Below are 13,995 nucleotides of genomic sequence, written 5' to 3' on the forward strand. Positions count from 1 at the left end.
GCGCATCCGATGACGCGCCGGGCCTTGGAGTACGTCCTCCTCAGGGGGTGCGACAGAGCCGAGTGTCACGCTCAAGGACACGGTGGCGCGCGCCGGCCACTCCTCGGAGCGGACCGCCCAGTCGGGCGAGGGGACATCGGGCGCGAGGCTGGAGCCGACCACCTCAGCCACAGAGGGGTTCCCGTCCTCGCCCGCATGCGCGCAGCGCGCCCGCGCCGCGCCCGCGCCGCGCGCGGGCCTCAGGGGGCTGGGTAAAGCCCGGCGTTGTCCGCTCGTCTCCACAGACGGACGTGCCACTCGTTGGCGTCCGGGGCCGGACGCGCTTTGATGACCGGGTTGGGGCCGGTCTCGATGAGGTGGAGCAGGGTCCACGCCACTCCGTAGCAGTCGTCCGGCCCGAAGCAGTCCACCAGAGCCCGCGCCTCCTCCCCTGTCACGCGCCGGGAGACGGCGTCCAACTGCCGGCAACGTCTGTCGATCTCTTCTTCGCTGCCGTCCCCATCGGGGAGTGGGCCGTCGGCGATGAACGCCAGCACCTCAGGTCGCATCGCGCCATGATCCGACGGCGCTTGCACGGGTTGCAAGGACAGGTGTCGCGTCGATCCGCGTGGTCGTGGCAAGAACGGCTCCTGAGCCGGTCAGTGGTCAGGGGCGGCTCTCATGCCCCGCCGCGATCCTGACCGGGGCCGGAGGTGCCGGCGACGGACTCGCGTCTCCACGGGGCAGCCGGTGTTTCCGCCGTGGCGCTCGTCCGGCGCGCGTTCCGGCTCCAGGTCCGTCCGACCGGCTGGACGGGGCTCCGGCCGTCCGTCGTGCCGGTGGAGGCCGGGGTGCCTCCGGTCATGCCGTGACCGTCTGCCATGCTGCGCAGGCGATCATGAACGGGCCGGCCGCGTGCGGCCGGGGGAGGCGGGGCGGACATGACGAAATTCCAGGCGGGCGCGGTCCCCGCACAGGACGGGATCCGCTTCCGGCTGGGCATCCGGCAGTGCCTGCTGCCCGTGACGCCCGTGTTCCTGAGCCTGGGACTCAACTCCCTCAACCCCGCCGGCAGAGCGGCGTTCGGGCCGTGGTTCCTCGTCCCGTGGGCCGCGTCGGCGCTGCTGGCGACGGTGGTCTCGGTGACCGTTCCCTTCGGGATCACGCTGACCCCGTCGGCCGCCGTGGTGCGCAACCTCCGCCGCCGCACCATCCCGTGGGCGTCCGTGCAGAGCGTCCGCGTCGAGCAGATCATGGGCAGCCGGTTCGTCGCGCTGTACGAGGCCGACGGCCGTCGCACCCGGCTCCGGGCACCGATGACCGGCTTCCTCCAGCGGGACCGTGACTTCGAGGTGAAGTTCCACACCATCGGGCAGTGGTGGCTGGCGCACCGCGGCGGCGACTGGGTTCCCGTTCCGCCTCCCGGAACCGGCGCGCCCGCTCAGCACTGACACGGAGGGTCCACGCCTGTCTGATGTCCGACGGCCGGGAGCGGGGCCGACACGCCGTCGCCCGTGTGTTCCGGCCCGTTCCTGAACCCGCCCACCCCTGCGCGCAGGACATCCGGTGCAGGAGCTCGGACACGTGTGCCGCTTCGTCCCGGCGTGGGGCGAAATCCGGACATCGCGCACGGGCGGGGCGGTGGTCGGGAACAATGGACCCACGATGACCTCGCAGGACTACAGCCCGTTCGCACACCTCACCGTCCCCAACTCCGCCCTCTACCGCCAGGTGATGCGCGCCTTCCTCACCGCCAAGGAGCGGTTCGCGGTGCATCTGCGGCCGGAGGACGTGCACGCCGCACTGGACGCGGGGAGCCGGCCGGCCGACCTCGACGCGGTGGCGCAGGCGCTGGACAGGCTGGTGAACTGGGGGAACCTGCGGGCCGATCCGGACCACGCCCGGGTGACGGCGGTCGAGGACTTCTACCGCAGGCGGTTCGTCTACCAGCTCACGCGGGCCGGCGAGGCGGCCGAGGCGGCGCTCGGGACGTACGACGAGGCACTGGGGCGGCGCGGGGAGCTCCAGGCGGTCGCGCTGCGCGACATCGTCACGCAGTTGCGGGCACTGCTGGTGATCGCCCAGGAGGATGAACCGGATCCGGCCAAGGCGCACATCGCGCTGTCCGTCCTCACGGCCCGCTTCACCGACCTCGCGGACAATGCGCGCGCCTTCATGGGCTCGTTGCAGCGCACCATCGACCTGCACGACATCGAGGTCGAGGCCTTCCTCGCGTACAAGGACCGGCTGATCCAGTACCTGGAGCGGTTCATCCAGGACCTGATCACACTCGGCGGGCGGATCGCCCTGCTCATCGGCGAACTGGAGGAACGGGGGAGGGTGGGGCCGCTGCTGGCCCTCGCCGCCGGGCGGGAGGCCGCCGACGCCGCGTTCGAGGACGCCGAGCAGGCGGAGGCGGTGGCGTACGAGAGGTGGGCCGGCCGATGGTCGGGGCTCGCGCAGTGGTTCGTGTCGGGGGAGGGCCGGGAGTCGCAGGCCCGGCTGCTGCGCGGACGCGCCCTCGGGGCGATTCCGCAACTGCTCGCGGTCGTACGCCAGTTGAACGAGCGCCGGGCCGGGCGCTCGGACCGCTCCGCCGACTTCCGTACGCTGGCCCGCTGGTTCGCCCAGGCACCGGACGACGAGACGCGGCACCGGCTGTGGCGGGTGGCGTTCGGACTGCACTCGTCCCGGCACCTCACCGTCGACGCCGACACCCTCGCCGAACGCGCCGCCGCCCCGGAGCCCGCCTCGACCCCCTGGGCCAAGGCGCGCCCCCTGCGGATCAGCCCCCAGCTGCGCCGCACCGGAAGCTACGAACGCCGGGGCAAGCCGCGCCGGGTGGCCGATCGGGGCGAGGCGAAGCGGCGGCTCGCCGAACTCGCCGCCCGGCAGACGGCGGAGACCGGGCGGGCCCGCGACCGGCTCGCGACGGACGGACCGGTCCGGCTGTCCCGGATCGGTGAACTCGACCCCCTCGCCTTCCAGTTGTTCCTCCGCCTGCTCGGCGACGCCCTCGCCACCTGGCGGCCGGGCATGACGACCACCACGGCGACCAGTGGAGACGGCTCGATGGAGATAAGGCTGACCGCGCTCGACGACGGCAGGACGGCCGAAGTGCGCACCTCGGACGGCGTGTTCAGCGGCCCCGACCACCTGATCGACATCGTCGACCTCGCCGCGCCCCGGACCGGGGAGGGCCGATGACCGGTCCCTCCGGACCTCTGGCGGAAGTCCTCGAAGGCCAGCGCGAGGCCGAACTCCAGCGCGCCGCACGCGCGTTGCTGAAGGAACCGCTGCTGACCGCCGACGGGCCGTACGCCGACGAGTTCCGGCTGGTGCGCCGGCACGCCACCGCACTGCGCGACTGGTTCGAACGCAACGTCGGCTGGACGCTGCGCACCGACGCCGACGCCGCACGGCTGCGCAAGACACCCGGCACCCTCACCGACGCCACCCACCCCGCCCGCGAGGCGGCCCGCACCGCCCTGCCCTTCACCCGCCGCCGCTACGTCCTGCTCTGCCTGACCCTCGCCGCCCTGGAGCGCGGTGAGGCCCAGGTCGCCCTCGGCCGCCTCGCCGAACAGGTCGTCCTGGCCGCCGCCGACCCCGAACTCGTCGCCGCCGGAATCGAGTTCACCCTGGAGCGGCGCGACGAACGCCTCGACCTCGCCGCCGTCGTGCGCCTGCTGCTCCGGCTCGGGGTGCTGCGGCGGGTCGCCGGCGACGAGGAGGCGTACGTCAGCGGCTCCGGGGACGTGCTGTACGACGTACGCAGGCGCGTCCTCGCCGGGATGCCCGCCTCCCTGCGCGGCCCCTCCCTGGTCGAGGCCGAGGACCTCACCGGACGCCTGGCGGAGATGACGGCACGGACCGCCCTCGACAGCGACGAACTGCGCTTCCGCACCATCCGCTGGAAACTGACCCGCCTCCTCCTCGACGACCCCGTGCTCTACTACGACGACCTCACCGACGACGAACTCGTCTACCTCACCCGGCAACGCGGCTTCATCACCACCCGGATCACCGAACTGACCGGACTGGTCGCCGAGGTGCGCGCCGAGGGCATCGCCATGGTCGACCCCTTGGACGACCTGACCGACGTACGCATGCCGGAACAGGGCACCCACGGCCACGTCACCCTGCTGCTCGCCCAGTACCTGGCACGGGCCGACGGACCCGTCACGGTCGACGGGCTGGCTGCGCACGTACGCGAACTCGCCGTGGAACACGGCGGCTTCTGGTCGAAGACGGCACGCGAGCCGGGAGCCGAACCCGCGCTCGTGGCACAGGCCCTGACCAAGCTCCAGGCCCTCGGGCTCGCCGAGCACACCCCGCGAGGCGTCCTGCCCCGCCCCGCCCTCGCGCGGTACGCGGTCGGTGACGCCGTCATCAGAACGACCGGCGACGAAAGGTGACCCGCGCCGTGACCGCGCCGACCGTACAGACCGAGCCCTGGGACCTCTTCCTGCCCGCGCCCGCGCCCGGCCGGTGGCGGCCCCTGAGGATCGGGCTCGTCGACCTGTTCCACTACGACGTCGAGGAGTTCTGGTTCCGCGACGGCCGGCTGCTGCTGCGCGGCAACAACGGCACGGGCAAGTCGAAGGTGCTCGCCCTCACCCTGCCGTTCCTGCTCGACGGCGACCTCTCCGCACGCCGCGTCGAGCCCGACGGCGACCCCGGCAAGCGCATGGAGTGGAACCTGCTCCTGGGCGGCGAACACCCCCACCCGGAACGGCTCGGCTACACCTGGATCGAGTTCGGCCGACTCGACGAGACCACCGGAGAGGCCCACTTCCGCACCCTGCTGTGCGGCCTGAAGGCCGTCGCCGGACGCGGCATCGCCCGCCACTGGTTCGCCGTCACCACCCAGCGGATCGCCGCCGGACTCGACCTGCTCGACGCCACCGGCACCGCCCTGTCCCGGGACCGGCTCGCCGAGGCCGTCGGCGGCCACGGCATGGTGTACGACACCGCCAAGGCGTACCGCCGCGCGGTCGACGAGGCCCTGTTCGGGCTGGGGGAGCGGCGCTACGGCGCACTCGTCGACCTCCTCATCCAGCTGCGCCAGCCCCAGCTGTCCAAGCGGCCCAACGAGGCCGCCCTGTCGCGGGCGCTGACGGAGGCGCTGCCGCCGATGGACCAGGCGGTCATCGCCGACGCGGCGGAGGCGTTCCGGTCGCTGGACGAGGAGAAGGAGGAACTGCGGGCGGCCCGCGAGGCCGAGCAGGCGTCGTCGGCGTTCCTCGACCACTACCGGCGCTACGCCCGCATCGCAGCCCGCCGCCGGGCCCGCCTGCCCCGTGCCGAGCACGCCCGCTACGAACACCTCCAGCGGGAACTCGTCAGGGCGCAGGCCGATCACGACCAGGCCGTGACCGACCGGACGGAGGCACAGGACCGCTCGGCGGCGCTCGCCGAGCGGGCGGCACGGCTCGGCGCCCAGGACGCGGCCCTGCGGTCCGGGCCCGAGATGCGTGACGCCCGCGCCCTCGACCGGGCGGCGGCCGACGCCTCCCGCACGGCCGACGACACCGTCCGCTCCGAGGCGGACCGGCAACAGGCCGCCGAAGCGCACACCCGGGCCCTCGGCCGGCTCGGCACCGCCACGAACCGGCTGACCGCCGCCCAGGAGGCCCTGGACGACATCGAAGGCCGGACCGCCGCCAGCGCGACGGCGGCGCGCATCGACGCACCCCGGACCTCCGGAGCCCCCGCTCCGGCCCTGCGCCGCGCCGCCGAGGAGGCCGCGGCGAGCAGACGGCGGGCCGTGGAGCACGTGGAGGCCCTCGTGACGGCGGCCGAACGCGCGGAGGAGGCCCGCAGGGCCGCCCGGCTGCGCGCCGACGAGGCCGACGAGGAGGCCGGGCACGGCGCGGCGCTGCTGGCCGAGGCCGGGGAGGCGGTCACGGCGGCGGGACACGCCCTGGTCGCGGCCGTACGGGAGCACCTGTCGGGATGCGTGGAACTGCGCGTCGACGGGCTGCCGGGGGTGCTCGACGCCGTGCAGGCCTGGACGGGCGGCCTGGACGGGCCCCACCCGGCCCGGCTCGCCGCCACCGCCGCCCACCGCACGCTCGGCGCCCGGCTCGCCGACCGGGCCGCCGCGCTGGCCCAGTCGGAGACCACCGCGGCCGAACGCCTGCGCCAGGGGGCCGAGGAACTGGCCGCACTGGAAACCGGCGGACAGCGCGGCCCCACCGCCCCCCACACCCGCTCCGCCGGCCTCCGCACCCGTGCCCCCGGCGCCCCGCTGTGGCGCCTCGTCGACTTCCTCCCGCACGTGACGGAGACGCAACGGGCGGGCCTGGAAGCCGCGTTGGAGGCGTCCGGGCTCCTCGACGCCTGGGTGCGGCCGGACGGCACGGTGCTGCCGGCGGACGGCCACGACGTACTCCTCGACCCGCTCGACCTGCCCACCGGACACGGACTCGACCGCGCGCTGTGCCCGGCCGTCGACCACGCCGACCCCGGAGCCGCGGCCGTCGGCGAGCAGACCGTCCGGCGCCTGCTGGCCGCCGTCGCGCTGGTGGCCGCGGACGAGGACGGCGACAGCCGTACCTGGGTCTCCACCGACGGCCGCTTCCGGGTCGGCGCGCTCACCGGCGGCTGGGCCAAGGACAGCGCCCAGTACGTGGGGGAGGGGGCCAGGGAGCGGGACCGGCGCAACCGGATCGCCGGACTGCGCGTCGAACAGGCGGCCTTGGCGGCCGAACGGGAGCAACTCGCCGAAGAACGGGGGAAGGTGTCCGACCGGCGCGCGGTCCTCGACGCCGAACTCGGCTCCGTACCCGGCGAGGACGACCTGCGCCGCGCCCACGCCCGGCTCGGAGCGGTGGCCGAAGCCGCCCACCGGGCTCGTACCAGGCAGCGGGAGCGGGCCGCCGGACTGGTCCGCGCGACGGCCGAGGCCGACCGCGCGGCGGACGAACTCGGCGGCACGGCAGCCGACCTGAACCTCCCCGCCGGCCGGGACGGACTGGCCGCCGTACGGCAGGCGCTCGCCGACCACGCCGTCCACCTCGCCGCGCTCTGGCCCGCGTCGCGCGAGCGCGCGGACGCCGAGCGGGCGGTCGACGCGGAACGGACCGAGACCGGCCGTGCCGAGCGGCTCACCGCCGAACTCGCCGGACGCGCCACGGAGGCGGCCCGCCTCGCCGCGGCCGCCGACGAACACCTGCGCACCCTCCGCTCCACCGTCGGAGCGGCCGTCGCCGAACTCCAGCGGCTGCTGGCGGAGACCGGGGAAGCCGCACGCGCCTGCGAGCACGAACAGCGGCAGGCCCAGGAGGACATCCAGGCCGCCGACCGGCGGGCCGGTCACGCCGAGGGGCGCATCGAGCGGCTGGCCGAGGACGTCACCGACGCCACCGCCGCACGCGAACGGGCCGTCGCCGCGCTCCAGCGGTTCACGACGACCGGACTGCTCGCCGTGGCCCTCCCCGACCTGCCCGTGCCGGACGAGGACGGCGGACCGTGGGCCGCCACCCCCGCCGTGACCCTCGCCCGCGCCGTCGAGTCCCGTCTCGCCACGACCGACGACTCCGACGCGGCCTGGGAACGCATCCAGAAACATCTCAGCGAGGAACTCGGGCGGCTCCAGGACGCGTTGTCCCGGCACGGCCACACCGCCACGGCCCGACCGGGCGAGGACGGCATGCGCGTGGACATCGTCTACCAGGGCCGCGAACGCGCCGTGCCCGAACTCGCCGAGGCCCTCGCCACCGAGGTCGCCGAACTGACCCGCATCCTGTCCGCGCACGAACGCGAGATCCTCCAGACGCACCTGATCACCGAGGTCGCCGGCACCCTCCAGGAACTGATCGGCGCGGCCGAACGCCAAGTGCGCGCCATGAACAAGGAGCTGGAGGAGCGCCCGACCTCCACGGGCATGAAGCTGCGCCTGGTCTGGCGCGCCTCCCGCCGGGCCCCGCAGGGGCTGGCCCAGGCCCGGGACCGGCTGCGCCAGTCCGCCGACGCCTGGTCACCCGAGGACCGGGCCGCCGTCGGCGCCTTCCTCCAGGAGCAGATCGCCCGCCGGCAGGCCGACGACCGCACCGGCAGCTGGCAGGAGGACCTCACCGCCGCCCTCGACTACCGCGCCTGGCACGAGTTCGGCGTCGAACGCCACCAGCACGGCAAATGGGTGCCCGCCACCGGCCCCGCCTCCGGCGGCGAACGCGTCCTCGCCGCCTCCGTCCCCCTGTTCGCCGCAGCCTCCTCCCACTACGCGAGCGCGGGCGGTGCCCACGCCCCGCGCCTCGTCACCCTCGACGAGGCGTTCGCCGGCGTCGACGACGACTCCCGCGCCAAGTGCCTGGGCCTGCTGCGCGCCTTCGACCTCGACGTCGTCATGACCAGCGAACGCGAGTGGGCCTGCTACCCGCAGGTGCCCGGCATCGCCATCGCCCAGCTGTCCCGGGTCGACGACATCGACGCCGTCCTGGTGACCCGGTGGGAGTGGGACGGCGGCGAACGGCGACGCGGCCCCGAGCCCGGAACCACCGCGGACCCGGCGCCGGTTCCCGCCCAGGCCCACGCCTCCGGACGGGATCCCGCCGCCGCGCCCACGTCCGCCCCCGCACCGGGCCCCGCCCGGAAAGCCGGCGCGCCCGGCGCGCCCGGTGTCACGGCGGCACCGGGGGCCCCGTGGACGTGAACCCCCTGCCGGCCGGGGCGAAGGCCGACGGCGAACGGCTCGGGCGGCTGCTCGGGGACCCGGGACTGGCCTGGCTCCTGGAACGCGTCCGGCAGCGGATGGCGGCCGGGCGGCCGCTCACCGGGACGGTCACCCTGGCGCACCCCGACGACCTCCAGCGCCGGGCCGCCGAGCGACTGCTGGGACGCCCTCCGAGCGTCGGCCGGTCCCTGACCGTACGCCTCGACACGGTGGACGAGGTCCTGCGCCGCTCCGGCGTCAGCCCCGACGGCCTGGAGACCGCAGTGATCGCCCTCACCGGGCCCGTCGCATCGCGCGCGGAGACACGGGACAGGATCGCCGAGGCGTGGGAGGAGGCGCTGGCCCCGCTCGGCACCGTGAACACCGGACTGGCCGGCTGGGCCCGGCGGATCCGCGAGGACGGTCTCGTACGACGGCTCGCCCGCACCCCCGACGCCGCCGGCCCCCTCGTCGCCGCCGCCGTGCGGGCGCTGCGGGCACTGCCGGCCGATCCCCCGACGTCACGGGCGGCGTTCGCGGCACTGCGTCTGACCGGCGCCCACGCCCTGGACGAGGGAACCCCGCTCGCCACGCTCGTACTGTCGGGGATCCGCGCGCTCACCGGCTTCCCCGACGGGGCCGGGGCCGAGTGGCGACGCGGGGCCTGGGCTTCGGCCGGACTGCTCATGGACGACGTGTCGTCCACCGTCCTCACCCTCAACCTGCGCGGCACGCCGGCCCTCGACCTGACGGCCGACGAGGGCGAGCCCGTGGTCCTGACGCTGCGGTCCCTCACCCGCCGGACCGCGAACGGGATCACGACGGCGACGGGGGACGTCCACGTGTGCGAGAACCCGGCCGTCCTGTCCGCCGCGGCGGACGCGCTCGGCCCGGCGTGCCCGCCCATGGTGTGCCTCCAGGGCCAGCCCTCGGCGGCCGCGCTCACCCTGCTGCGCGGCCTGTCCGCGCGCGGAGCGGTGCTCCTCCACCACGCGGACTTCGACTGGGGCGGGGTGCGCATCACCACCGCGCTCGGACGCGTGGCCCCGTGGCGCCCCTGGCGGTACGGAGCCCCCGACTACCGGGCGGCCGTGGCCGGGCTGAGCGAGCCGCAGCACCTGACGGGCACGGCCGCCGCGACACCGTGGGATCCGGGCCTGGCCGCCGCGATGGCCGAGCACGGAGTGCGTGTCGAGGAGGAGTCCGTCCTCGACGCCCTGCTCTCGGATCTGCGGACCGCGGCCCACCGGATCACGGGGGGCGGCACCGCGGGGGACGCGGGCGGACCGACCGCCGCCGCGCGGGAACGGTGATGGGAGACGGGGAGCGCATGACCGATCAGCCGGTGTTCTTCCTGGGCGAGGAACTGCAGGCGCTGGAACTCGCCGGATTCGAGACCGAGGAGGAGTTCCAGGAACTGCTCGCGCGGCATCCGCGGGTGCTCGACTTCGGCTCCCTGGCCGACGGCCGGCCGCTGCGGCTGACGCTGGTGGCCCGGGAGATGGGGGTCCCGACGAGCACGGAGAGCGGGCCGGCGTACTGGCTGGACCACCTCTTCGTCGACGCCGACGGTGTGCCGACGCTGGTGGAGGTCAAACGGGCCACCGACACCCGGATCCGTCGTGAGGTCGTCGGGCAGATGCTGGACTACGCGGCGAACGCCGCCCGTTACTGGCCGGCCGCCCTGTTGCGGCGGTCCTTCGAGGACACCTGCGCCAAGGACGGGCGTCCCCTGGAGGAGGCGTACGGGGAGCTCCTCGGCGAGGGTTCCGCGGACGGGTTCTGGCTGACGGTCGAGGAGCGGCTGGCCGCCGGGCAGATGCGGCTGCTGTTCGTCGCCGACCGGATTCCGCTGGAACTGCGGGCGATCGTCGAGTTCCTGAACCGGCAGATGCGGCAGACCGACGTGTACGCGGTGGAGCTGACCCAGTACCGCGGCGGGGAAGGCCTCCGTGTCCTCGTGCCGCGCGTTCACGGGGAGGTCGCCACGGTGGCGAAGTCCCCCTCCGGCCGCCGTACCGCGCAGCGGACCACCCGGGCCGAGATGGACGCGGCGATCCGGTCCCGCCCCGACCCGGAGGTGCGGCGGATCGCGACCGTCCTGCTCGATCGCGCGGCGGCCGACGGGCGGCCGGAGGGCGGAACGGCCAAGTACCGGAGCATGTCCGTCCACTACCTCGTCTCCGGGCGGCAGGTGCCGGTCTGGACCCTGTCCTTGCAGGACGACCCGGTCTGCGACGACCTCTCCTTCGCCTTCGGGTCGATCACCCATCACCTCGGCCGCGAGCGGGCGGCGGCGTTCGCCGCGTCCCTGCCGGCCGTTCCCGGACTGGCGGAGAGGCTGGAGGCGCTGCCGGCGAAGGAGTACAACGCCTGGCCGTCCGTCTCCCTGACCGCCCTCGCCGCGGAGCCCGGCGCCCTGGAAGGCGTCCTGTCCGCGATCCGGGGGCTCGTCGACGGCCGGGAGGCATCTGCCTGACGGGGGCGCCGCACGGCGCGCGGGTCGTCCCGCGTCTCCGGTCAGCCGGGCCTGTCGGAGCGGATCCGGTCCCGGGGGGCCTCGGGCGGGACGGTGGTGTGTGGTGAGGGTGGGGTTTCCGTCCGCTGGGCCGGGGTTCGTGGGTTCGCGCGCAGTCTGCGGCGGTGGCCGGCGCGGTCGGGGCGGCCCTCGTAGCCCTCGGGCTGCCACTTGTTGCCGTGCCAGAGGCCGGGCGGGACCCAGCGGAAGCAGGCGCGTTCGACGTCCGGGGTGGCGTTGGCCATGTTGGTGAGCTCGACGCGGTGGCGCAGCCTCGGGAGGCCGTCGGCGGCGACCGACCAGGCGAACGCGGCGACGATCAGACCGGGCGTGACCTCCTGCCGCCCGTACCGCACGACGGCCGCGTCGTCGGACGGCCGTTCCGGCAAGCTCCCCCCGGTGCTCATGGGGCCCACGGTAGTGGCCGTCGCCGACCCGCGGCACCCGTCGTCCTCCGGGGCGGCGGGCCCGTCACCGGACCTTCGTATGCTGGACATGTGAGGCGGACTTCTTTTGCGAACTGGCCCTGTTCCATCGCGCGCACGATGGATCTGCTCGGCGACTGGTGGACGCCGCTGGTGCTGCGGGAGGCGTTCTACGGGATCAAGCGGTTCGACGCGTTCCAGCAGGAGCTCGGCATCGCGCGCAACACGCTGACCGACCGGCTCCGCAGGCTGGTCGACGAGGGGCTCATGGAGAAGCGGGCCTATCAGACGGACCCGGTGCGCTACGACTACGTCCTCACCGAGATGGGCCGGGACTTCTTCGGGGTCCTGGCCGCCATGAACAGCTGGGGCAACCGCTGGCTCAGCGGTGAGCAGGGGCCGCCCGTCGTCTTCCACCACGACCGCTGCGGGCACGAGGCCGAGGCCGCCGTCGTGTGCGCCGACTGCGGTGAGCCGATGACGGCCGGGGACACCCGTCCGAGGCTCGGCCCCGGTTACCCGCCGCACCTCGCCGAACGCCCGGACGTCCAAAGGCGCTTCACCGCCTGAGGGGCGCGGCTCCCGACCCGCTTCCGGCCTCCGCGCCGGGAGCGGTTTTCCTTGACATGACAGTCTATCTACGCAACTCTCAAGGTCAGAGCCCTGGGGTGAGTGAGGTCCTGGGGGACGAGAGGAAGGCCGGAGACTCATGGAGTGGACGGGCGCCCGCTACGCGGACCAGCCGACCGTCGGTGTGCGGACACGGATCGACGCCCCGCCGCGCCGGGTGTGGGACCTGGTGTCCGACATCCGGCTGATGCCGGACCTGAGCGCGGAGCTCCAGTCGGTCGCGTGGCTCGACGGTGTGACGGTGCCGCGCGTCGGCGCCCGTTTCGTGGGGCGCAGCAGGCACGAGTCGCTGGGGGAGTGGGAGACCACCTCGTACGTGGTGGAGTACGAGCCCTGCCGGGCCTTCGCCTGGGCCGTGTCGGACCCCGAGAACCCCAGCGCCGTATGGCGGTTCGGCCTGGAGGAGGTGGACGGCGGTACGGAGCTGACGCAGTGGATGCGGATGGGCCCGGGCCGTTCGGGGCTGTCCTTCGCGATCGACCGGATGCCGGAGAAGGAACAGAAGATCGTGTTCGTGCGGCTGCGGGAGTTCGAGCGGAGCATGACCGGCACCGTCGCGGCGATCAGGAAGCTGGCCGAGAGCGCGGAAGGGGCGGGTGCGTGATGCGTACCTCCACGACGATCGAGGCGTCGACGGGCGACTGGCGGGAGACCGTCGACTTCGTGGTCGAGGCCGAGAAGCTCGGGATGGACATCTGCTGGGTCGCGGAGGCGTGGGGCTCTGAAGCCCCTTCTCCGCTGGGCTACTTGGCGGCGCGGACCGACCGGCTGCTGCTCGGCTCCGGGATCATCCAGCTCGGTACCCGTACCCCGGCGGCCATCGCCCGTGCCGCGATCACGCTCTCCAACCTCTCCGAGGGGCGTTTCCTCCTCGGACTCGGACCGTCCGGTCCCCAGGTGATCGAGGGGCTGCACGGCGTGCCGTTCGCCCGGCCGCTGTCCCGGATGCGGGAGACCGTGGAGATCGTCCGGCAGGCGGTCGCCGGGGAGAAGATCTCTTACGAGGGGCGGGAGTTCACGATTCCGCTGCCCGGTGGCGAGGCGCGGCCCATGAGGCTGTCCATACGGGCCGAGCACGACCTGCCCGTCTACCTCGCCACGCTCTCACCGAGGATGCTGCGTCTGACGGGCGAGATCGCCGACGGCTGGCTCGGCACCAGCTTCGTGCCCGAGGGCGCCAAGGAGGCCTACTTCGACCACCTGGACGCGGGCCTCGCGGCGGCGGGCCGCAGCCGTGCCGCCCTCGACATCTGCCAGGGCGCCGAAGTCGCCTTCGCGCGGGACGAGGACGCGTTGCGCGCCATGGTCGCGGGCCGGAAGAAGGAACTCGCCTTCAGCCTGGGCGGAATGGGCTCCGCCACCACCAACTTCTACAACGCCGCCTACAGCAGGCAGGGCTGGGCGGAGACCGCCGCCGAGGTCCACGAGCGCTGGCAGGCCGGGGACCGGGACGGCGCCGCCGGGCTCGTCACCGACGAGATGGTCCTCGGCACCACCCTGATCGGCACCGAGGACATGGTCCGCGAACGGCTCCGTGTCTGGCGCGCCGCGGGAGTCGACACCGTCCGCCTCTACCCCGCCGGGGCGACCCTGGAGGAACGGCTCACGACGCTCGGGCGCGCGCTGGACCTGGTGGCGGAGCAGAACGCGGACGAGGAGGCGGAAGCGGAGAAAGGAGCGGAGAGAGGAGTGAAGGAGGGCGGGGAGGCGGGCGAGGAGGTGGTGGTCGCCGAGTAGTCCACCCGGTCTCCGCCTCGGTGCGGGGGCGGGGCGACGTGCCGTGC

At 74.4% G+C, this 13,995-nt stretch carries 11 protein-coding genes; 9 read left to right on the forward strand and 2 right to left on the reverse strand.

The features are described 5' to 3' along the window. Nucleotides 1-239 precede the first annotated feature (239 nt). Nucleotides 240-548: a hypothetical protein gene (locus ACFW6B_RS08645; protein WP_386593444.1), complete on the reverse strand. Its 309-nt coding sequence runs from the start codon at nt 546-548 to the stop codon at nt 240-242. A gap of 372 nt (nt 549-920) precedes the next feature. Between ACFW6B_RS08645 and ACFW6B_RS08650 the strand changes: the two genes are divergently transcribed. The 6 genes from ACFW6B_RS08650 to ACFW6B_RS08675 all read left to right on the forward strand — a co-directional run bounded on the left by ACFW6B_RS08650 (nt 921) and on the right by ACFW6B_RS08675 (nt 11,117). Beyond that, nucleotides 921-1,430: a hypothetical protein gene (locus ACFW6B_RS08650; protein WP_386593446.1), complete on the forward strand. Its 510-nt coding sequence runs from the start codon at nt 921-923 to the stop codon at nt 1,428-1,430. A gap of 214 nt (nt 1,431-1,644) precedes the next feature. Then, nucleotides 1,645-3,186 carry a TIGR02677 family protein gene (locus ACFW6B_RS08655; RefSeq protein ID WP_386593448.1) on the forward strand — a complete coding sequence of 514 codons (1,542 nt, stop codon included), beginning with the start codon at nt 1,645-1,647 and terminating at the stop codon, nt 3,184-3,186. Beyond that, nucleotides 3,183-4,397: a TIGR02678 family protein gene (locus ACFW6B_RS08660; RefSeq protein ID WP_386593450.1), complete on the forward strand. Its 1,215-nt coding sequence runs from the start codon at nt 3,183-3,185 to the stop codon at nt 4,395-4,397. The genes ACFW6B_RS08655 and ACFW6B_RS08660 overlap by 4 nt, the downstream gene beginning before the upstream one ends. 8 nt (nt 4,398-4,405) lie before the next feature. Beyond that, a complete protein-coding gene (locus ACFW6B_RS08665) occupies nt 4,406-8,638 on the forward strand; it encodes a TIGR02680 family protein (protein ID WP_386593452.1) in 4,233 nt (1,410 codons plus the stop codon). Next, nucleotides 8,629-9,951, forward strand: coding sequence for a TIGR02679 family protein (locus tag ACFW6B_RS08670; RefSeq protein ID WP_386593454.1), 1,323 nt, complete (start codon nt 8,629-8,631; stop codon nt 9,949-9,951). The genes ACFW6B_RS08665 and ACFW6B_RS08670 overlap by 10 nt, the downstream gene beginning before the upstream one ends. A gap of 17 nt (nt 9,952-9,968) precedes the next feature. Continuing rightward, entirely contained in the window at nt 9,969-11,117 is a 1,149-nt protein-coding gene (locus ACFW6B_RS08675; protein WP_386593456.1) for a hypothetical protein, read from the forward strand. A 41-nt stretch (nt 11,118-11,158) separates the two neighbouring features. On the opposite strand, the gene ACFW6B_RS08680 is transcribed toward ACFW6B_RS08675, so the two are convergent. Beyond that, entirely contained in the window at nt 11,159-11,563 is a 405-nt protein-coding gene (locus tag ACFW6B_RS08680; RefSeq protein WP_386593458.1) for a hypothetical protein, read from the reverse strand. 90 nt (nt 11,564-11,653) lie between these two features. Between ACFW6B_RS08680 and ACFW6B_RS08685 the strand changes: the two genes are divergently transcribed. The 3 genes from ACFW6B_RS08685 to ACFW6B_RS08695 all read left to right on the forward strand — a co-directional run bounded on the left by ACFW6B_RS08685 (nt 11,654) and on the right by ACFW6B_RS08695 (nt 13,948). Then, the gene (locus ACFW6B_RS08685; protein WP_386593459.1) at nt 11,654-12,151 is read left to right on the forward strand and encodes a winged helix-turn-helix transcriptional regulator; all 498 of its coding nucleotides are present in this window, start codon (nt 11,654-11,656) and stop codon (nt 12,149-12,151) included. A gap of 139 nt (nt 12,152-12,290) precedes the next feature. Beyond that, nucleotides 12,291-12,815 carry an SRPBCC family protein gene (locus ACFW6B_RS08690; RefSeq protein WP_386593461.1) on the forward strand — a complete coding sequence of 175 codons (525 nt, stop codon included), beginning with the start codon at nt 12,291-12,293 and terminating at the stop codon, nt 12,813-12,815. Further along, nucleotides 12,815-13,948, forward strand: a complete 1,134-nt coding sequence (locus ACFW6B_RS08695) for an LLM class flavin-dependent oxidoreductase (RefSeq protein WP_386593462.1) — start codon at nt 12,815-12,817, stop codon at nt 13,946-13,948. The genes ACFW6B_RS08690 and ACFW6B_RS08695 overlap by 1 nt, the downstream gene beginning before the upstream one ends. The last annotated feature ends 47 nt before the right edge of the window (nt 13,949-13,995 follow it).

Source organism: Streptomyces sp. NPDC058751 (assembly GCF_042746485.1).
Lineage (GTDB): Bacteria > Actinomycetota > Actinomycetes > Streptomycetales > Streptomycetaceae > Streptomyces.